Origin of the sequence: Pseudoalteromonas caenipelagi (assembly GCF_013140855.1) — a bacterium.
Classification (GTDB): domain Bacteria; phylum Pseudomonadota; class Gammaproteobacteria; order Enterobacterales; family Alteromonadaceae; genus Pseudoalteromonas; species Pseudoalteromonas caenipelagi.
In genome coordinates, this window is the sequence record NZ_JABBPG010000006.1 from 65,807 (window position 1) to 86,118 (window position 20,312).

The following is a 20,312-nucleotide window of genomic DNA, read 5'->3' on the forward strand; positions in this document are numbered from 1 at the left end:
TCGTTCTGTTTTACGTGATTTTAAGAAAATTGACAACCGTGTCAAAGTAACGTTGAAAGTCCATAAAACTATGATCGCCAGCAAAATCTATCCGTTGCTGGCACGCTTGATAATATTGCAGCGCTTGCTGATAAGGGAGAACTTCATCGCCCATTTGCTGCAAAAGCATCAATAATTCTGGTTTTGTTAAATACGCCACATATAACTGTTTTAGCGCATGCACGTGTTCGTGCCCTAAATGATAATGTATCTGCTGGTAAGGATTATACTGCGCTCCCAAATAATCCGCCAATAATTCAAAAGGTCGCACTGCTGGGTTGATCACCACGGCTGGAATATTGTACTGCTGTGATAGATAGGTGGCATAAAAACCACCTAAAGAACTGCCAAGTAACACCGTTTGATCATTGATTAGCGACTCCAACTGCATAATTGCAATGCGCGGATCAAAGTGTAGCCGAGGTGTTATATATTCACACGATAATGGTTGCTGCCCTAACCAAGCACCAAACTGCTGGGCTTTGGCTGATAACTCTGAACTATTAAAACCATGAATATAAATTACCCTTTTAACCATATCACCTCAGTAGCCAATGTGTCGCCATCAATATTAATAAGTCGCCACGCTGGCCCCAAGTCTTGTTGCTGCCAATGCGCTGTTGCTTTAGCAAACTGGATAGATGTTGCTGGTGTGGCAAAAATATCAAGTCCTCTAAAGTGTTGATGGTAGTCATTGTGCACATGGCCATGAAAAAGCGCGATTACACTATCACTTTCTACCAGCATATTGAGTAGCTGAGGGCCATTTTCTAGCATGTGCTTATCTAGATAACCTTGAATAGGTACTGGGTGATGATGGCAAAATACCAAGGCATTTTTTACCGAGCTATTTAAAACGTCCTTTGCGCACGCTAAATGATGTTCGTCACACCATCCTGCGGGCGTTTGCCCTTTTGAATTGAGCAATAAAATATCAACATGCTCGGTATAAAGATGTTTTGCACTGTGTATTTGGCCGTTGCTAATTTGATTAAGCAGCTCGATTTCATCATGATTTCCAGGCATCCAAAACACCGGACAAGTTAAACTCGACTCGCCAATTAACCGTGCAAATAATGAATAAGAAGCCACCGTATGATCTTGAGTCAAATCACCGCCGAATATCACCCCATCCAGTTTCTCTGTGGCAAGCTGCGATAAAACACGACGCAAGTATTGCGCAGTATTCACTTCAAAATAGAGCCCATTGGTATCTGAAAAAAGGTGGCAGTCGGTGATATGCGCAAGCCTCAATGCAGGCTGTTTAAATGCATACTTTTGCTTAAACCAAGCCATTATTTACATCCCAATTAAGCGGCACTTTACCACTTTCAAGACAGGCCATTAACCACTCAGCCAAAAATGCATTCACTTGATATTTTTCATCTTTTTGATGCATTTTAGGATTTGGATAACGATAAGATGGCTTTATACGTTGGTGATAATCATGATGCACCACTTCAGCTACTTTAGCATCGTGATATAAGCGTACTTCAAGGTGTAAACTCGGAAAAAACACACTGCCGTTGGACGTTTGCTTAATCGCGATGTCTGTGGTGTATTTGGCACAGCCTTGCACTTCAATAACATAATGCACATTTGCCAGCTCTATCGCTCTTTGCGCGCCATGTTCTTCAGGCGGCAACAACTTAAGGGCGCGCAGATAATTACGCTCACACAAAGTTATGTACTTAGGTAAGGACTGAACATAATCACGAGCTAGGGCCATATCACTCAAAGTTATACCTCAACTTATTTACTACACCCACTGAGCGAGCACTTTGTCTTTATTAAGTGCTAACCATTGTAAACTAATCACTGTTGCCGCGTTATCAATTTCACCGCTTTGCAAAAAGTCGATTGCTTGCGCATAGGGTATCACATGACTTTTAATATCTTCACCTTCGCTTTCTAAACCAAAAATACCACCCGCTTGCGACAAATCGGCCTTAGCTAAATATAAGTAAAGGCGCTCAGTTGTGCCACCAGGGCTGGATAGGTACGACGTCATGTATTGTAATTCCCCCAGCTCTAGCCCTGCCTCTTCCAAAGCCTCTTTACGTGCCACCTCTTCATATTGCTCGCTGCCCTCAGCCATACCCGCAATGCATTCTAACAACCAAGGAGATGACCTACTCGCCATGGCACCAATACGAATTTGCTCAATGAGCAAGACTGAATCTGTTTTAGGGTCATAGGGCAAAACCGCAACAGCATGGCCTCGCTCTAAAATCTCTCGGCAAATCGTTTGCGACATTCCTCCTGCAAATAAAGCATGGCGAAACTGATAGAGCTGTATTTTAAAAAAACCATTAAAAACGGTCTCGACCGACTCCACTGTTACATTTTGATTATCAAAGCATGTGATTGACGACATTATTTACATCCTAATTTTTTACAGGGGGGGTTTAAATTGTAATCAACTACCCCCATGATAGTGGCTCTGACTATTCTCAAATACCTTTATCATCAGATAAAGGCTTGTATTATATTCTGTTACATTTGTTGGTGATGTTTTACGTTTAAACTTTTTCGTTCTGAAAAAAAACAAGGTAACATGCGTTTAATACAAAAAGTTGTCTAAGGACTGAACGAACGATGAAAAAAAGCTTATTATCTCTGTTAGTTGGCCTATCATGTGCGCTAACTTCTAATCTGTCGCACGCCGAAGATTTACTTCAAGTATACGACATTGCAACTGCAAACGATCCTACTGTGTTAAAAGCAAAAGCACAGGCTGACGCGCAAAAGTTTGCGCAAGAGCAAGCTTTAGGTGTTTTACTTCCGCAACTTGGCTTTGAAGCAGGTTATAGCCAAATAGATGTTGATGGCCATGGCATTGGCAATGAAAGTGATGCAACTGGCTACACATCTTACAGTGCTTTCGAAGATACTTTTAGTCGCTCAATCGCTTTGCAACAAACGATTTTTAATATGTCTTCATGGCAAACTTTAGACATTGCTAAAAAGCAAGCTATGCAAGCGATGACGCAATATGAGCTAACTCAGCAAGAACTCGTAGTACGTATTGCTCAGGGCTACTTTGATGTACTTAGTGCGTTAGATAACCTTGAATTTGTACAAGCCGAAAAACGTGCCATTGAGCGCCAACTAGAGCAAACTAAACAACGCTACGAAGTAGGTCTAACTGCGATCACCGATGTACACGAAGCACAAGCACAGTTTGACCAATCAGTAGCCAATGAAATTGTGGCTAAAAACGACGTTGAAACAGCACGTGAAGCACTACGTACCATCACCGGTAAGTATCACACGAAGCTAGATTCACTCAATACCACAACATTCTCAACCGTATCGCCTAACAAGCAAGCGACTGACTTTGTTACCGTAGCAAAAGAGAAAAACCTTTCTCTTGCGCTGGCAAAGGCGAGCCTTGATATTGCTGAAGATCAAATTGAGTTAGCCAAAGCGGGACATTACCCAACGCTCAATTTGAATGCATCTTATGCTGACTCATTACAAGACTCTAATGGATCATTACTGAAGCCTCGTGGTGATAGAACGAGTGTTAGCCTCACATTAAACGTACCTATCTACTCAGGTGGTCAAACTATGGCGGCAACTGAACAGGCTCGCGCGTTGTATGTGGGTGCAAGCCAAGATTTAGAAGCAAGCATGCGTGAAGTAACGCGCTCGGTTATAACTTCATATAATCAGGTTATGTCTAATGTGGCAACTTACCGTGCATTAGAGCAAGCCGTGGTTTCTGCCGAAAGTGCGTTGCAAGCTACTGAAGCTGGTTTTGAAGTAGGCACACGTACTATCGTGGACGTACTGGTTAGCACGCAAAATCTATATAACGCTAAGCGAAACCTTGCTAACTTACGTTATCAATATGTGCTGTCTTCACTGCGCTTGAAGCAAGCAACAGGCACACTATCTCGTAGCGATTTAGAAGCAATCAACAAGGGCTTAGTGCAAAGCTAACCTTCATCATGCTGATAAATGTAAAAAGCCGGCTTTATGTCGGCTTTTTGTATTTTTAAGCACTTGCGATAAACTAACGCCATTATGTAGTAAGAGATGATGTTTGTGGTAACAGCCCCTACTTTTAAATGGTCGTTTTTAGCGCCTCGTTATTGGTTAACTTGGATTGGTGTCTTGTGTTTATACCTCATATCTTGGTTGCCTCAGCGGATACAGTTTTTCTTGGGAAAATTACTTGGCCGTTTAGTACATAGGTTTGTTAAAAAACGCCGCCACATAGCACAAGTAAATGTGGCTTTGTGTTTTCCGCATTTAAACGAACAACAACGCGCCGACATGGTCTTAAAGAACATGGAAAATACCGGAATAGCAACACTCGAAACCGGCATGGCGTGGTGGTGGCCACAATGGCGAGTAAACAAAGTCATTGGCTCAATTGAGGGCGTAGAGCTAGTAGAAGAGGTTCAACGTCAAGGCAAGGGCGTGCTGCTGCTGGTACCACATATGCTACACTTAGAAATGCTTGGTCGAATATTAGGTTGCAAACAACAAGGTATTGGCTTTTACCGACCACATAATAATCCGCTTATGGAATATTTTATGACCAAGGGACGTTTGCGCTCAAACGAAACCTTGATCACCAAACGCGATGTTAAAGGCCTATTACAAGCACTTAAAAATAAAAAAATGTGCTATTACCTGCCAGATCAAGATTATGGACGTAACCGTTGCGAGTTTACGTCATTTTTTGCTGTACCTGACGCAGCCACAACCACTGGCACGTTGTTATTTTCATCGAGTAAAAATTGTGAAACACTCAGCTTAAGTGGCACAAGAGATGCTAGCGGTAAGTATCATTTAAAAATTTACCCTGCATTAACTGATTTTCCAAGTGAAGATGCAAAGCAGGATGTAACACGTGTAAATCAACGTATGGAGCAATCCATCATGTTGGCGCCAGAGCAGTATATGTGGTTACACAGACGTTTTAAAACTCGGCCCAATGAAAATGCGCCATCTTATTACAGCTAAGTCTATTTATGGTTATGAAAAAAAATAAAAGAAGTCGACCTACGCGCCAAGCAGCGCCACCGCCGCCGCCACCTGTGCGAAGAAAAAAAGCAGCTAAACAAGTGTCTGCGGCTTGGTTTTGGGTCAAACATTTATCATTGGCGTTCATTCTTATTTTGTCTGCGTACTACTTTTTGTTTGGCGCTATGCCAAAAATGAGTGTCAGCACAACCGCAAATGTCGCAGCTCAAGGGTTTTCACAATTTTATGAAAGCTTTCGTAACAGTACCTCAAGCAGAGATACTGAGCGTGCTAAGTTTGTTATTGAGCTTGGCGACCCATCGTTTCGCATTGATGAAGCACTCAAAGATAGAGAGCGAGTTGTAAAAGCATCAAGCCAACGCTGGACAGGCGAATATCAGCCTAGACGTTTCGAGTCCGGTGATACTTTAAAAAGTGTGTTAGCAGACTACGCGCGCAAAGAAAATGTAGAGCTTTTTTGGTATTTAGATAAAGATTATGTTGTAAAACAGAACTTTCGTGTCGACAGTGACTTTTTATCTGCACTGTACCAAGTGGGTCGAGCCATTAACGATGACTTTGAATTTGAGATTTACACCTTTTTCTGTCATCGCCAACGAGCTGCGGTGATCACTGAAAAGCCAACACGTTTTGTTCGTGATAATTGCCGAAAACTAACCAACTAGTTTTTTGCTAGTCGTGACCTTTGAGGTCACGACATTGGCATGTTCAATACAGCTGCCGTGCTAATTTGCTAGCGTTGCCTCAAAGATCTCAGTCACTTTCTCTGTCATTTCCTGTATTTGCTTATCCTTTGCTACACACTTTCCTTGGCGATTTAAACTCTGATTGTGATAAAGCTCACGGAAAAAACAATACGCGTCACTAAGCACAGACTGCTCCAGCTCACTCAATATGCCTAACTTACTTGCACATGCTAAAATGCGCACATTGTCTGTATGCTCGACCATTTCAGGATAACGCTCGGCGTAGTTTAAAACCAGATATTGCACAATAAACTCGATATCCGTCATGCCCCCAAGGCCTTGTTTTAAATCAAACAACTCTGCGCTGTCTTTACTCAGGTGGTTACGCATTTTTTCACGCATTGAGGTCACATCGGTTAATAATTTAACGTGCTCTCTTGGTAGTTTTAAAACGTTAGCGCGTATTTGCATAAACCGCTCACGCATGTCTTGCTGCCCATATACTATCCTTGCCCTAACAATGGCTTGATGTTCCCACGTCCAAGCCTGTTGCAATTGATATTGGTAATAACTTTCTAAATTAATAGCCAATAAACCCGAGTTTCCTTCAGGGCGTAAACGCGTATCGAGTTCATACAAAATGCCTGAAGCGGTTCTGGTGTTAAACAAATGCATTAAACGCTGTGCCAACTTAAGATAGAACTGCCTTGAAGAAATTGCTTTTTCTGCGTCGGTATAACTATCACCATCACGATTGTGGACAAAGACAAGATCTAAATCAGAATCATAGCCAAGCTCCCACCCCCCCGCTTTTCCATAGGCGATCACGGCAAAGCCTTTGGCATCTTCATGACTGCCTTGTGGTTGCCCGTAGCGCGCTGTCATTTGTTGCCACGCCAAATTCACTGACTGTTCGATGATAGCTTCAGCCAATGCGGTTAGATGATCACTGACTTTCATAATGCTAAGCACATTGGTAGCATCAGCCGCGGCAATACGTAATTGATGCGTCTGTTTAAATTGCCTTAACGCTTCCATTTGCTGCTCAAGATCATGCTGCTCTATACGCAAAAAATATTGTCTTATCTCTAGCTTGTACGCATTTAACGGAAGCGGCTTATAAAGCGCTGCGGGGTCTAATAATTCGTCCAGCAGAATAGGGTATTTGGCAATATGCTCGGCAATCCATTGGCTATGTGAGGTTAAAAAGAGTAACTGCTTTAACGCTCCTTGATTTTCATACAAGAGCTCAAGATAAGCCGTTCTGGATACCACGGTTACAATGATGTTTAAAACTCTGATCAGCACATTGCCACTTAAACCGAGCTCTGCTGCTTGTTGTAATAAACAAGGCATTAACTTATCAAGAATATCTGCACCCCGAGCGCCAACTTGGCGTTTCGTCAATGCGCCTTTAAACTCCTTCAGCGCCTCCTTCCAAGGCACGAGTTGTGACTCATCAACTTTACCGAGTAGTTGCTCTGTGTCTCCCTCAAGCCACATATAAGTATATGCTTCATCTGATTGAGTATGCTCTAAAGGTTCATCGCCAATGACTTGGCTAAATTCATCACGAATATTAGTCATCCGTTTTTGCAATATAGCTAAACAATCATCAAAGCTTTTAGCTTTCATTAAGAAGGCTAATCTATCTTGAGATACGCCAATATCGGGCAAAGTTTGCGTTTGCTGATCGTCAAATGCCTGCAAATATTGCTCTATTTTTCTAAGATACAAATAGTTGTCTTGCAATGAGTCAACGATATCAGGCGGGATCACTTCTAGCGCTTTTAATTGCTTTAACGCATTGAGGGTTGAAGGTGTTTGTAAACTGATGTCTCGGCCACCGCGGATCATCTGCAATGCTTGCACAATAAACTCAACTTCTCGAATACCACCAGCACCTAGTTTAATATTATTGACAAGTCCTTTTCTCCTCACTTCTTGGGCTATCATATGCTTCATTTTTCTCAGTGAATCAATCACCGAAAAATCAATGTAGCGTCGATATACAAAAGGCCGTAGCATAGTGTAAAACGCTTGCCAATGCGGGGTTTGCTGCCCAAGTAAACGGGCTTTTAGCATTGCATATCGTTCCCACTCACGTCCTTGGTCTTGATAGTAATCTTCCATCGCCGATAAGCTCATAACCAAAGGCCCACTGTCACCAAAAGGGCGTAAGCGCATATCGACCCTAAATACTTGACCATCAGCGGTAACCTGGTTGAGTGCACAGATCAGTTTTTGCGCGACTTTAGTATAAAAAACTTGAGCTTCAATACTTTTACGCCCTCCCTGTGTTGACACATTGCGCGGATAGCAAAAAATCAAATCGATATCTGATGAAAAGTTTAGTTCTGCACCTCCAAGCTTGCCCATTCCGATAACCATCATCTTCAACGCTTCACCTGATTCATCTAATGGCGTACCACATTGCTTCACTGTTTGTGCAAATGCCCAGCAGTTAGCGGCATCAATCAATCGCTCAGACAGTGCAGAAATATAACGGATGCTGTCTTCGATATCATTGCCCTTGACCAAATCGAGCCACATCACCTTTAACCAATAACGTTGCCTATATTTTCGAAGTCGCCCAAAACAGTCGTGTTCACTTAAAGCGGTTAAATCGTCAGGTAAAGGGTTGGGTATATCTCGATTTTTCATTTGCTCATCGTCAAGCAACCCATCAGCTAGCTCTGGTGATTGCTGCAACACTCGATAAGCAAAATCACTCATCGCCAGCAAACGTAACAATTCAGGCTTTGCAACTTGCTCAGGGTATAAAGTTTGCCAGCGGTCTTGAGCTAGTTGAGCCAAGTTAGTGGGTAAAGCGACATCATGCATAAAAAATCTCCATTGCTATATGGCTCAAAGAGTTGGGAGTCGTTATAGTAACAATATCTAAAATTTACCAGTAGAGCGAATATGACTTATTTGTCGTTGGCTAACATTAACTTTTTTGCTATTTTTTCGGGTTTTGTTGTTATTTGTCTTGTTGTTACTCTTTTGCGCCTACAAGTTCAGTTCCGAGCAAAACAAGCTTTACAAGAAGAGCTGGCCAAACGAGATAACTTTGCGCTGGGTATAAGTTACGCGTCCCAAATTTCAGTGATAGCATTTAGTGTTGCGTATTTTTTTAACGACATAAAATACGCCAGCGCTATTGCGCAGCCGCTGCGCGCTCTATTTGTGTTGTCGCTCATTCTGATGTTTATTTGTTTTGGTCAATATATACATCGAAAATGGATTTTGTATCAGTTCAATGAAGAGCAAGCCATTCTAAAACAAAATATTTGTGCAGCTTTAGTTGACTCAGGCATGCTCATTGCCAACGGTATTTTAGTGCTTGGCTTATACCATTGGGTACACCCACAAGGTATTAGTGACTTGCTTGTGGTTTGCTCGAGTTTTTTACTACTACAGGGGTTATTTGCACTTGATAGTAAGTTTAGAGAAAGTCGTTTTGCCAGGTTTAACCAAGGCGCTTCGCTGCAGCAAAACTTTAGTTTAGACAATATATCCATCGGCATTCGATACGCAGGCAAAACCATAGGCCTAGCCCTTGCTATCTACGCGGGCTTACACAGCGCTCAATATCATGGCGCAATGATAGTCGAGAACCTGTTTTCAGTTGTATTACACTGTGGCCTGATGTGGATATTACTGTATACAGGAAGCTTTGCGCTTTTATATCTATCGTTGCCTAAAGTTGACATTGGCCTTGAAGTTGACCATCAAGATAATATCGGAATTGCTTGCATAGAATTTGCGATTTTCGCATCAATGGGCTATCTACTTATTAATACATTTTCTGTGTAGCTATTGGATAAGGCTACACAAGGTGGAGCCATGTCTCTCAAGCTTGATAACTTTCTTTTAGTTGACAGTAACAAAGAGTTCAGCCGGGATTATGCTGAATATCTAAAAAAGCACTCACACAATAAAGAGAGCCAGTTAATTGCGGCTGGAGATAACACACGTCACCTGCTAAAAATGATGTTTGATAATTTAATTAAGGACTATTGTTATTGCGATTTTGCAAATGAAATCAGTGTTTCTGAGCTATCCACTTACCTTAATGAACATCATAAAGTAAGTGGTGTACTTATTCCTCATGTTGACTACGAGTTAGCAAGTAAAGAGCAACAATTTATTTTTAATTCACTCCATCCCGTGCGCTACCTTTTGAAGCAATCACAAGATGGTACTTTCACGTACAAGAAAATAACCGACAAAGCGAATATCAATCATCTCTCTTGCAGTGGTGCCCTACCCGCTGTTGGAGAAAATATAGAAGCTTCACTGTGCAAATTAGATACATAAAAGCGATTTTATTGCTCAAACCGACCTTCTCTTGCTATTAGAAACTAGACGCTGAGTAAGCAAAACCTTACTATTGCAACATTGCTATTTCTTGTAGGCCAGTTATGCGTATACCTCATATTTACCAATCTTCAGAGCTCACTTTAAACACGCCAGTTACTTTAGACGACGATGCTGCAGGCCATATTGCCCGAGTATTGAGAATGCAAGTTGGTGACAAAGTCTCGCTGTTTAATGGTAAAGGGGGCGAGTACTTAAGTGATATTGTTGAAGTTTCGAAAAAAAAAGTAGTTGTTCAGCCTCTAGAGTTTGTTGCTCATGACTGCGAGTCACCGCTCAAAATTCACCTTGGGCAGGGGATTTCTCGTGGTGATAAAATGGACTTTACTATTCAAAAGTCTGTAGAGCTGGGCATAAGCGAAATCACACCATTATTCACGACGCGCTGCGGTGTTAAACTTTCAGGAGAAAGATTGGCCAAAAAGCATGCGCAGTGGCAAAAAATCGCCATAGCCGCTGCCGAACAATCTGGTCGCAACACCATTACCGTGATACATCCACCTGTAGATATAAGCGCTTGGCTAACACAACCTTCAGATGAGTTAAAATTAACCTTACACCCGCGCGCTGAACATAGTATCAAAACTTTACCAGCCCCTCACAGCGGAGTGCGCTTTATTGTTGGCCCAGAAGGCGGGTTTACTGACGAAGAAATGCAGGCAACCAGTGAACAAGGCTTTATTGATGTGCGTTTAGGTCCACGTGTTCTAAGAACAGAAACAGCCGCGTTGACCGTGTTAAGTGCTTTACAGCTACAGTTTGGTGATTTAGCCCTTTAATTTCCAAAGCACGGCCCCCATAGTTAATAAAAACAGTATAAAGGTGATGCATGACTATAAAATTAGGGATCATTAGCGATCCGATTAATGGGTTCAACATAAAAAAAGACACCGGATTTGCGATGATGATGGCTGCCCAACAGCGTGGCTATGAATTGTATTACATGGAGATAGGTGACCTATTTTTATATCAAGGTAACGCCAAAGCGACTGCAGCAAAAGCCACAGTGTTTGATGATGCAAACCATTGGTATGAACTGGAGCAGAAACAATCCATTGATTTATCTGATTTAGATGTCATCTTAATGCGCAAAGATCCCCCTTTTGATACTGAATATATTTACGCAACCTATATTTTGGAACGTGCTGAGCAAGCTGGCAGCCTTGTTGTAAACAAACCACAGAGTCTGCGAGATGCCAATGAAAAACTATTTACAGCTTGGTTTAGTGAACACACGCCAGACACCCTAGTAACACGTTCGCAAGCGCAAATTAGGGAGTTTTTAGCAAAACATCAAGATATTATCCTTAAACCTCTAGATGGAATGGGCGGAGCATCTATTTTTAGGGTCAAACAAGATGATCCAAATATTGGTGTGATCTGTGAAACACTCACCGAACATGGTCAACGCTTTGCAATGGCACAACAATATATCCCCGAGATAAAGCAAGGCGATAAGCGTGTTTTAGTCGTAGATGGTGAAGTGGTACCTTACTGTTTAGCGCGTATTCCTCAAGGCGGTGAAACGCGTGGTAACCTTGCAGCAGGCGGACGCGGTGAAGCTCGTCCGATTAGTGAGGACGACTTACGTATAGCTCAGGCCGTTGCGCCCACTTTAAAAGAAAAAGGTTTGCTGTTTGTTGGTCTTGATATTATCGGTAACAAACTCACTGAAATAAACGTGACCGCCCCGACATGTGTTAAAGAAATAGAAACAGCATACGATATTTCAATTATGGACATGTTTTATGATGCGATAGAAGCAAAACTCGCCCATACTAAGTAAAACAATTTTGGGGTCTATATATATGCAATCATTAGAAAATCACTTTTTAATTGCAATGCCTAGCTTGCAAGACCCATTTTTTAAGCACACTGTGACTTATATTTGTGAGCACAATGAAGATGGAGCCATGGGGCTGGTGGTTAACCACCCCATTGATGTCACCGTTGGAGAACTATTAGATAAAATAGAAATCGACAACGATAAAAGTACCTCAGCAGCTGCTGAGCAAGTATTTGCTGGCGGACCCGTGCATACCGATAGAGGGTTTGTACTGCATACGCCAAAACTTGGTTACTCCTCTAGCCAAGAGCTTAGCTCTAACATTATGATCACCACCTCTAAAGATGTACTCGCTTCGTTAACTTCAAATGCCCGTCCAGAGTCCTTTCTCATCACCTTGGGCTACGCCGGTTGGGAGCGCGGCCAATTAGAAAAAGAACTGTTGGAGAATTCTTGGTTGGTCATTGAAGCAGACCCTACAATCATATTTAACACACCTCCTGAACAACGCTGGGAAAAAGCCGTGCAAATGCTCGGTATTGATGCGACTCAATTAAGCTCTCAGGCAGGACACGCTTAGAAGTAGTTATGACTAAAAAAGAACCAGCTCGCCCAGGCGAGCGCACTGTAATGGGTTTTGACTTTGGGACCAAAAGTATCGGTATTGCCGTAGGGCAAGAACTCACCGGCACAGCCACCAGTCTAGGTGCAGTTAAAGCCAGAGATGGCATTCCAAATTGGCCAGATATAGCAATACACATTGAACAATGGCAACCAGACTTACTCGTGGTAGGCTTGCCGCTCAACATGGATGGAACAAATCAACAGGTTACATTCTCAGCTAAAAAGTTTGCTAACCGATTGCACAACAACTATCGATTACCAGTTGAAACTCAGGACGAACGTCTCACTACAGCTGATGCAAAAGCAAGACTATTTGAACAAGGCGGCTATAGAAACCTTGGTAAAGGTAATGTTGATAGTATGTCAGCAGTGATCATTCTAGAAAGCTTCTTTGAGAGCTTATGGCAATAATCTAATGGGCAGGTTTAAGAACCTGCATTTTTGACCAGTCTGGTGCAAACCCAGCTTGTTCATATGCACGTTTGATCTGCCCCAAAGCCCTTAATTTAGCAAGACCAATCTGCAAAGCAGCAAAAGCACGCTCCCCATCGGGATGGCGTTTCGAGACAACAAAATGGCGACTGCCATCGAGTAACACCACCCACTTTGGATGGGCAATAAGGTGGATACCTTCCAGTATGTACTCATTCTTTTTATCTGGCATCAATGGCATCAACATAAAATCAACCCACTGCATACTCACCATGCGCGCTTGCGCTATCCACTCATGCTCAATGACATGACTTTTCAAAGGAAGCTTTTGTAGCGTATCCCAATCGGTTCGCCATCGTGGTGTGCTCACAGCACTAAGCTCTTTTAACGCATCAAACCCGGATAATGCTGTAACTTTTGTGTTATCTGGTGAATGGTAAAGCCCGGCGTAATATTCACCTTGACGGATCACTGGATCACTAATGAACAGGGCATGCTGTAATGGTTGCGCATCAGCTAACCAATAGCTGTCAAAGCTAAGTAATAACTTACCTTGCTCAAGTAGCTTGGTGTTTCTAAAATTGACATTGCCTACTTGATATTCAAATGACTTATTAAAACCACCTAATATCAATGCTTTTTGCACCAAAATCATATCAACAACATCACGACGAATATAATCGCTGCTAAAGCTGTCTACCTCCATGACCGTTCGGCCATTCAAAAAACGTAGGTAATCTGCATACACATCATCGCGGATAAACATTTGCACCAGATCTTTTGCTGCAAGATTAAGCGGTGCCAGCAAGCACACGCTCATTAACAAAGCACAAAAAAATCTATTTTTTGTCGAGCCCATCAACTGTAACTCCTTGCAAAAAACCAGCACCTTGTTGCTCATTGTTTTGCAACTTGATCATCAACCTTAAATCATTTGGGGAGTCTGCGTGATGGAGTGCATCTGCATAGTTGATACGTTGCTGCTTGTACAGTTCAAATAGTGCTTGATCAAAGGTCTGCATTCCCATTTCTTTAGATTTTGCCATGGCCTCTTTGATAGATCCCACATCGCCTTTCTTAATTAATTCTGCAACCAACGGAGTATTAAGTAAGATTTCAATGGCAGCCTCTCGCCCTTCACCTTTAGACGAGGGTATAAGTTGTTGCGCCACGATGGCTCGCAAATTGAGTGCCAAATCATACTTTAGCTTGTCATGTTTTTCTTTGGGCACTAAATGCATAATGCGGTCAATCGCTTGGTTAGCATTGTTAGCATGCAAGGTCGCAACACACAAATGCCCTGTTTCTGCAAAGCTTAAAGCATATTCCATGGTTTCTTGAGAGCGAATTTCACCAATCAAAATCACATCTGGCGCTTGGCGTAATGAGCTTTTTAATGCTGATTCAAATGTTTCGGTGTCTATACCTACTTCGCGTTGAGTAATGATGCTTTTTTTGTGTTCATGAACAAATTCAATAGGGTCTTCAATGGTAAGAATATGTCCACGCTGATTTCGATTCCGATAACCCAACAAAGCCGCCAAAGAAGTTGATTTACCAGTACCTGTACCGCCAACAAATAACACCAATCCTCTTTTTGACATAATGACATCGGTTAATACCGACGGTAAGCCAAGTTCTTGAACGTCAGGAATTTGAGTGATGATCCGGCGGATCACCATACCTGCACAATCTCTTTGCCAAAAAGCGGAAACACGAAAACGTCCCAAGGCGGTGACTATCGCAAAATTACATTCCTTGTGTTCATGAAATTGTGTTTTTTGCTTGTCAGTCATAATCGATTCAACTAACGCGAGCGATTTAGCCGCGTCTATCGGATCATCTTCTAGTGGTCGCAGCTCTCCATCAACTTTAGCACTGATAGCCAAACCCGCAGATACGAAAAGATCAGATGCTTGCTTATCAACCATCAGCTGCAAATATTTATCCAACATCTCCAGTACTCCTTAAAAATTCCGCTGATTAAGATCTTCGTGCGCTTTACCGGGAATATCTTGTTGCGATATTACGCCTCTGTTGACCAAGTTGCTGAGGCATTGATCCATTGTCTGCATCCCATGAATGGCGCCGGTTTGGATAGTTGAATACATTTGTGGAATTTTATCTTCACGAATTAGGTTACGGATCGCAGGTGTACCTAACATAATTTCATGCGCGGCGACCCGACCGCCATTAACTTTTCTGACCAATGTTTGCGAAATAACCGCTTGTAATGATTCTGAAAGCATCGAGCGAACCATGTCTTTTTCTTCACCCGGAAACACGTCAATAATACGGTCTACCGTTTTTGGTGCTGATGTAGTGTGCAACGTCCCAAATACCAAATGTCCCGTTTCAGCAGCGGTCATGGCCAAACGTATGGTTTCCAAATCTCGCAATTCGCCCACTAAAATAACATCGGGGTCTTCGCGCAAAGCACTCCTAAGTGCAGCATTAAAACTACGTGTATCTCGATGAACTTCTCTTTGGTTAATCAGGCTTTTTTGATTTTTATGCACAAATTCGATGGGGTCTTCAATGGTCAAAATATGATAGTGTTGCGTGGCATTAATATGATCAACCAAAGCGGCTAAAGTGGTCGACTTACCAGAGCCTGTCGGGCCTGTTACCAACACTAACCCTTTTCTATATTCGGCAATCTTGCGAAAGATATCGGGCGCTCCTAGGTCATCTAAACTAAGCACCGTGGATGGAATGGTACGAAATACCGCTGCAGGGCCACGGTTGGTGTTGAACGCATTGACACGAAAGCGCGCTAAATTAGGGACCTCAAAAGAAAAATCTACCTCAAGATTTTGCTCATAGTCTCTGCGCTGGTTATCATTCATGATATCGTATACCAGATTGTTAACGTCCTTCGCTTCAAGCGCAGGAATATTAACGCGGCGTACGTCGCCATCAACGCGGATCATCGGCGAAACGCCAGACGATAAATGTAAATCGGAGGCTTGGTGTTGCACACTAAAAGCCAATAACTCAGTAATATCCATGTATGACTCCACTACGAGCGTAATAATAATATGGTTACAATAGCAGAACGACTTGACTTGGCCTACGCCCGAGTAGAAAAAGCCGCCCAACAGCGTAAATTTGCACATTCAGATGATCATCCAGTTACTATTTTAGCAGTTTCTAAAACAAAACCTGTTGAACTGATTGAACAAGCCTATCAACACGGACAGCGCCAGTTTGGTGAGTCATATGTGCAAGAAGCGGTAGATAAAATTCTTCACCTGAAAGAGAGAAAAGATATCGAATGGCACTTTATTGGTCCAATTCAATCTAATAAATCACGTTTAGTTGCTGAACACTTCGGTTGGGTGCAAAGTGTCGACAGGCTAAAAATAGCCAGACGTTTAAATGAGCAGCGCCCCAACAACCTAATGCCTTTAAACGTACTGATCCAAGTGAATATCAGTGCCGATGAAAACAAGTCAGGTTGTCGCTTAGAGGAACTTGATGAACTTGCAGACTTTATTCACAACAGCCGTCAACTTAACCTCAGAGGGCTTATGACAATCACCGAACAAACCGATGATAAAAATAAACAATTACAATATTTCCAGCAAATGAAAGCTTGCTTTGATAGACTAAAGGACCAATATCCTCAGCTAGATACCTTGTCGATGGGTATGAGTGGTGATTTAGAGCCAGCGGTAATCGCTGGCGCCACGATGGTACGCATTGGCACTGATATTTTTGGCTCAAGAAAATAAGGTAAGTACTCGCTATGTCTAATAAAACAATTGCATTCATCGGCACTGGCAACATGAGCTATGCAATCATCGGCGGCATGATTAAAAATGGCTTTGCCCCAAAAAGCATTATTGCCACCAACCGCAACCAAGACAAGCTTGCTAAAGTGGCTGCCGACTTCCAAGTACAAACCACCTCAGATAATAATCAAGCACTGCGTGATGCTGATGTGATTGTGTTGTCTGTCAAACCACAAATGATGGCCGAGCTGTGTCAAAGCTTTATTGACTCTGATATCGATTTTAGTGACAAGCTATTTATTTCTGTTGCAGCAGGCATCACGGTTTCTCGATTAAGAGAAATGCTGGGTAAAAAAGTAAAAATGGTGCGTTGCATGCCCAATACACCGTGCCTGTTGGGTAGAGGCGTGTGTGGCTTATATGGTGCAGATATCAGCAGCGATGAGCAAAACTACGTTGAACAAGTATTTTCTGCCACAGGCATTGCAACATGGGTAGAGCAAGAAGCACAAATCAATGACATTATTGCAGTGACGGGTTCCTCCCCTGCTTACTTCTTTTTATTTATGGAAGCAATCGAAGAGAAAGCCAAAGCACTTGGCTTTAGCGATCAGCAAGCGCGCCAATTAGTCCAACAAACAGCGTTAGGTGCAGCTGAAATGGCGGTATCACAAAGCGATATCAGCATTGCTCAGTTACGTGCCAATGTGACTTCTAAAGGTGGAACAACCCATGCTGCGGTTGAGCACTTAAAATCACACAATTTATACTCGACGGTAGCCGGTGCAATGGATGCTTGTATTGCCCGCGCTGAAGAAATGGAAAAAGAACTTTAAAGGTTAATTTATGAACGCCATGCACTTTTTAATTGGGATCGTTTTTGATCTATTTTTAATGGTTGTACTGTTAAGATTTTGGTTACAACTTGTTCGAGCTGATTTTTACAACCCATTAAGTCAAACAGTTGTAAAAGTGACCTCTTTTGCGGTAAACCCGCTTCGAAAAATCATCCCTGGTGCGGGCGGTTTTGACCTTGCGTCTTTATTGCTGGCGTTCATAGTAGGCTTTGCTAAAGTATCCTTACTGATGGTGCTTTTTTACGGCGGTTGGAATCCTCTTGGTGCATTTATCCAAGGAGCTATAACTGTACTGAAAGAAGCATTTTCACTTATATTTTGGATCCTTATCATACGGGCAATTTTAAGTTGGGTTGCTCAAGGTTATAACCCAATCGCAGCCGTATTCGATCAACTCACAGAGCCCATGCTAAGACCAATTCGCAAAGTCATTCCTCCGTTAGGTGGTTTAGACTTATCAATTTTGGTGTTGCTCATCGGCATGCAGTTTTTACAACTGTTGGTGATGGACTTACTCAGTTAGGAGCAATACATGATGAAAAAGTATATCTCACTTGCCTTGCTGGTATTAATGTGTGCGTTTGCACAAGCAAGTACAGAGCAAGGTGGTCAATTTAAAAACTTGGGTCCATGGCAAGTGCATTACATCGCTTTTCCATCGACCTTTATTCAACCAACTATTGCTAAAGCGTATGATTTGGAACGCAGTAACTATAAAGCCGTTGTAAATATTTCAGTGTTAAAAAACAATGCTGAAAAAACTGCACAAAAAGCGGTCTTAACAGGTGAAGCGCGTAACTTAATCGGTAATAAACAAGAGTTGGAATTTAAAGAAGTCGTCGATGGTGACGCCATCTATTACTTAGCGCAAATTGATTTTAGCAACGAAGAAACGTATCGCTTCACCATCAATATTACGCAAGGTAAAAACCAACAAGTGTTAAAGTTTCAGCAAAAATTTTATGTGGATTAACTTAGTATGACCCAACAAATTGTCTTAGCAACGGGTAACCAAGGCAAAGTAAAGGAGCTCGCAAGCATGCTTAGCGAGCTCAATATTGAGGTGTTACCTCAAAGTCAGTTTAATGTGTCAGATGTGCCAGAAACTGGCACCACCTTCGTAGAAAATGCCATTATCAAAGCTCGTCATGCGGCTAAGGTGACAGGGTTGCCTGCAATTGCAGATGACTCAGGCTTAGAAGTAGATGCACTTGGTGGTGCCCCGGGTGTTTACTCTGCTCGATACGCGGGTATTGATGCTAATGATCAAGACAATATCGACAAGTTACTCGAAGCCCTTGAAGGACAGACCAAGCGAACCGCTCGATTTTGGTGTGTACTCGTTTATATGCGCCACGCCGATGACCCAACACCATTGATTTGCCAGGCTAGCTGGGAAGGTGAAATCACGACCCAACAACAAGGCCGAGAAGGCTTTGGTTATGATCCTGTGTTTTTTATAAAAGAACTTAACTGTACCAGTGCCGAATTGTCAAAAGAGCAAAAGAATGCCATCAGTCATAGAGGACAAGCATTAAGCATGCTCGTTAAGCAATTGCAGGACCGTACGTGAAGTTACCGCCGTTAAGTTTATATATTCACGTTCCTTGGTGCGTGCAAAAATGTCCATACTGCGATTTCAATAGCCACAGTTTAAAAGGCAATATTCCTGAACAAGAGTATGTGCAACATTTGCTCAATGATTTAAAAGCCGATCTTCACCTAGTACAAAAAAGAACACTGCACAGCATTTTTATTGGTGGTGGAACCCCCAGTCTGCTCTCAGCAGATGCCTATGATTATTTGCTTAAAGAGATAAATAAGCTCATTGAGTTTGAACATGATATCGAGATCACGCTTGAAGCAAACCCTGGTACTGTAGAAACAGACCGTTTTAAGCACTACGTTAGCGCTGGCATTAATCGCATTTCGATTGGTGTGCAAAGTCTACAGGGCGATAAGCTAAAATCTCTTGGTCGTATTCATGGTGAGCAAGAGGCCATCAATGCAGCACATGAAGCTAAACAAGCAGGTTTAAAATCGTTTAACATGGATCTAATGCACGGTTTACCGGATCAAACCGTAGCTGACGCCTTAAGTGACTTACAACGTGTTATTGACTTAGCGCCCCCCCATATTTCTTGGTATCAGTTGACGATAGAGCCGAATACGCAATTTGCTTCTAAACCACCGGTGCTCCCTGAAGATGAAACATTGTGGGATATTCAAGAACAAGGCCAAGCTATGCTCGCTCAAGCAGGTTACCAGCAGTATGAAATATCCGGCTATGCAAAAACTGACTATCAATGTAAGCACAACTTAAATTATTGGCAGTTTGGCGATTATCTCGGGATTGGCTGTGGTGCTCATGGCAAAATTACTCAGCCAAGTAGCGCATCTATTATCCGTACGGTTAAAGTAAAACACCCTAGAGGGTACATGGATTTAACCAAGCCTTATTTATACGAAAGTTGGCAAGTAGAACCGCAAGATAGGCCCTTTGAATTTGCTATGAATTGCTTTCGTTTACAACAGCCCTGTTTAAAACAAGCGTTCGTTGACTATACAGGCCTTACGCTTGCAGATATTGAAAGCCAGATAAATCAGGCACAAAAAAATGGGCTGTTACTTGATCAAGGTGATTCATGGTTAGTTACAAATAAGGGCCACAGATATTTAAACGACCTGCTACAATTATTCGTTTAGATTAAGTCTATTAATCGCCGACTATCTAACAACTTTAAGACTGAGCCTCAGGCTCCCAAAT

General features: G+C 42.3%; 23 protein-coding genes. 15 read left to right on the top strand and 8 right to left on the bottom strand.

Translation table 11 applies throughout. The features are described from left to right. Nucleotides 1-10: 10 nt before the first annotated feature. Genes HG263_RS14360 through nudF form a run of 4 tightly spaced genes read right to left on the bottom strand, consistent with a single transcriptional unit; the run spans nt 11 to nt 2,416 of the window. Nucleotides 11-577: a YqiA/YcfP family alpha/beta fold hydrolase gene (locus HG263_RS14360; RefSeq protein WP_171626781.1), complete on the bottom strand. Its 567-nt coding sequence runs from the start codon at nt 575-577 to the stop codon at nt 11-13. Next, entirely contained in the window at nt 562-1,335 is a 774-nt protein-coding gene (locus tag HG263_RS14365; RefSeq protein WP_171626782.1) for a metallophosphoesterase, read from the bottom strand. The genes HG263_RS14360 and HG263_RS14365 overlap by 16 nt, the downstream gene beginning before the upstream one ends. Further along, nucleotides 1,322-1,777 carry a DUF1249 domain-containing protein gene (locus HG263_RS14370; protein WP_439331993.1) on the bottom strand — a complete coding sequence of 152 codons (456 nt, stop codon included), beginning with the start codon at nt 1,775-1,777 and terminating at the stop codon, nt 1,322-1,324. The genes HG263_RS14365 and HG263_RS14370 overlap by 14 nt, the downstream gene beginning before the upstream one ends. A 21-nt stretch (nt 1,778-1,798) precedes the next feature. Next, nucleotides 1,799-2,416 carry an ADP-ribose diphosphatase gene (nudF, locus tag HG263_RS14375; protein ID WP_171626783.1) on the bottom strand — a complete coding sequence of 206 codons (618 nt, stop codon included), beginning with the start codon at nt 2,414-2,416 and terminating at the stop codon, nt 1,799-1,801. A 221-nt stretch (nt 2,417-2,637) separates the two neighbouring features. On the opposite strand from nudF, the gene tolC reads away from it, so the two are divergent. The 3 genes from tolC (at nt 2,638) to HG263_RS14390 (ending at nt 5,705) form a co-directional block, all read left to right on the top strand. After that, on the top strand, nt 2,638-3,987 hold the full coding sequence (gene tolC, locus HG263_RS14380) for an outer membrane channel protein TolC (RefSeq protein WP_171626784.1): 1,350 nt from the start codon (nt 2,638-2,640) through the stop codon (nt 3,985-3,987). 105 nt (nt 3,988-4,092) lie between these two features. After that, the gene (gene lpxL, locus HG263_RS14385) at nt 4,093-5,019 is read left to right on the top strand and encodes an LpxL/LpxP family Kdo(2)-lipid IV(A) lauroyl/palmitoleoyl acyltransferase (RefSeq protein ID WP_171626966.1); all 927 of its coding nucleotides are present in this window, start codon (nt 4,093-4,095) and stop codon (nt 5,017-5,019) included. 14 nt (nt 5,020-5,033) lie between these two features. Next, a complete protein-coding gene (locus HG263_RS14390) occupies nt 5,034-5,705 on the top strand; it encodes a TcpQ domain-containing protein (protein ID WP_171626785.1) in 672 nt (223 codons plus the stop codon). Nucleotides 5,706-5,765: 60 nt separating this feature from the next. On the opposite strand, the gene glnE is transcribed toward HG263_RS14390, so the two are convergent. Then, a complete protein-coding gene (gene glnE / locus HG263_RS14395; RefSeq protein WP_171626786.1) occupies nt 5,766-8,570 on the bottom strand; it encodes a bifunctional [glutamate--ammonia ligase]-adenylyl-L-tyrosine phosphorylase/[glutamate--ammonia-ligase] adenylyltransferase in 2,805 nt (934 codons plus the stop codon). Between the two features lie 81 nt (nt 8,571-8,651). On the opposite strand from glnE, the gene HG263_RS14400 reads away from it, so the two are divergent. The 6 genes from HG263_RS14400 to ruvX all read left to right on the top strand — a co-directional run bounded on the left by HG263_RS14400 (nt 8,652) and on the right by ruvX (nt 12,930). Beyond that, entirely contained in the window at nt 8,652-9,545 is an 894-nt protein-coding gene (locus HG263_RS14400; protein ID WP_171626787.1) for a DUF350 domain-containing protein, read from the top strand. 30 nt (nt 9,546-9,575) lie between these two features. Then, entirely contained in the window at nt 9,576-10,049 is a 474-nt protein-coding gene (locus HG263_RS14405) for a hypothetical protein (RefSeq protein ID WP_171626788.1), read from the top strand. A 104-nt stretch (nt 10,050-10,153) separates the two neighbouring features. Further along, nucleotides 10,154-10,888, top strand: a complete 735-nt coding sequence (gene rsmE / locus HG263_RS14410; protein WP_171626789.1) for a 16S rRNA (uracil(1498)-N(3))-methyltransferase — start codon at nt 10,154-10,156, stop codon at nt 10,886-10,888. Between the two features lie 50 nt (nt 10,889-10,938). Further along, entirely contained in the window at nt 10,939-11,895 is a 957-nt protein-coding gene (gene gshB / locus HG263_RS14415) for a glutathione synthase (RefSeq protein ID WP_171626790.1), read from the top strand. A 22-nt stretch (nt 11,896-11,917) separates the two neighbouring features. Further along, nucleotides 11,918-12,475, top strand: a complete 558-nt coding sequence (locus tag HG263_RS14420; RefSeq protein ID WP_171626791.1) for a YqgE/AlgH family protein — start codon at nt 11,918-11,920, stop codon at nt 12,473-12,475. 8 nt (nt 12,476-12,483) lie between these two features. Further along, nucleotides 12,484-12,930: a Holliday junction resolvase RuvX gene (gene ruvX, locus HG263_RS14425; RefSeq protein ID WP_171626792.1), complete on the top strand. Its 447-nt coding sequence runs from the start codon at nt 12,484-12,486 to the stop codon at nt 12,928-12,930. A gap of 1 nt (nt 12,931) precedes the next feature. On the opposite strand, the gene HG263_RS14430 is transcribed toward ruvX, so the two are convergent. Genes HG263_RS14430 through HG263_RS14440 form a run of 3 tightly spaced genes read right to left on the bottom strand, consistent with a single transcriptional unit; the run spans nt 12,932 to nt 15,962 of the window. After that, nucleotides 12,932-13,810, bottom strand: a complete 879-nt coding sequence (locus HG263_RS14430; RefSeq protein WP_246239976.1) for a hypothetical protein — start codon at nt 13,808-13,810, stop codon at nt 12,932-12,934. After that, the gene (locus HG263_RS14435) at nt 13,791-14,906 is read right to left on the bottom strand and encodes a PilT/PilU family type 4a pilus ATPase (RefSeq protein WP_171626793.1); all 1,116 of its coding nucleotides are present in this window, start codon (nt 14,904-14,906) and stop codon (nt 13,791-13,793) included. Before HG263_RS14435 ends, HG263_RS14430 begins: the two co-directional genes overlap by 20 nt. 12 nt (nt 14,907-14,918) lie before the next feature. Then, a complete protein-coding gene (locus HG263_RS14440) occupies nt 14,919-15,962 on the bottom strand; it encodes a type IV pilus twitching motility protein PilT (RefSeq protein ID WP_171626794.1) in 1,044 nt (347 codons plus the stop codon). A 30-nt stretch (nt 15,963-15,992) separates the two neighbouring features. On the opposite strand from HG263_RS14440, the gene HG263_RS14445 reads away from it, so the two are divergent. From HG263_RS14445 to hemW, 6 genes are read left to right on the top strand one after another with little or no spacing between them, the layout of a single operon-like run. Beyond that, on the top strand, nt 15,993-16,688 hold the full coding sequence (locus HG263_RS14445) for a YggS family pyridoxal phosphate-dependent enzyme (protein WP_171626795.1): 696 nt from the start codon (nt 15,993-15,995) through the stop codon (nt 16,686-16,688). A gap of 14 nt (nt 16,689-16,702) precedes the next feature. Next, nucleotides 16,703-17,524 (top strand): pyrroline-5-carboxylate reductase, encoded by an 822-nt coding sequence (proC, locus tag HG263_RS14450; RefSeq protein WP_171626796.1) that lies wholly within the window; start codon nt 16,703-16,705, stop codon nt 17,522-17,524. A gap of 10 nt (nt 17,525-17,534) precedes the next feature. Then, complete coding sequence (locus HG263_RS14455; RefSeq protein WP_171626797.1) at nt 17,535-18,068, top strand: YggT family protein; 534 nt, start codon at nt 17,535-17,537, stop codon at nt 18,066-18,068. Nucleotides 18,069-18,080: 12 nt separating this feature from the next. Beyond that, a complete protein-coding gene (locus HG263_RS14460; protein WP_439331995.1) occupies nt 18,081-18,518 on the top strand; it encodes a DUF4426 domain-containing protein in 438 nt (145 codons plus the stop codon). A gap of 6 nt (nt 18,519-18,524) precedes the next feature. Next, nucleotides 18,525-19,118: an XTP/dITP diphosphatase gene (locus tag HG263_RS14465; RefSeq protein WP_171626799.1), complete on the top strand. Its 594-nt coding sequence runs from the start codon at nt 18,525-18,527 to the stop codon at nt 19,116-19,118. After that, nucleotides 19,115-20,251 (top strand): radical SAM family heme chaperone HemW, encoded by a 1,137-nt coding sequence (gene hemW, locus HG263_RS14470; RefSeq protein WP_171626800.1) that lies wholly within the window; start codon nt 19,115-19,117, stop codon nt 20,249-20,251. The genes HG263_RS14465 and hemW overlap by 4 nt, the downstream gene beginning before the upstream one ends. The last annotated feature ends 61 nt before the right edge of the window (nt 20,252-20,312 follow it).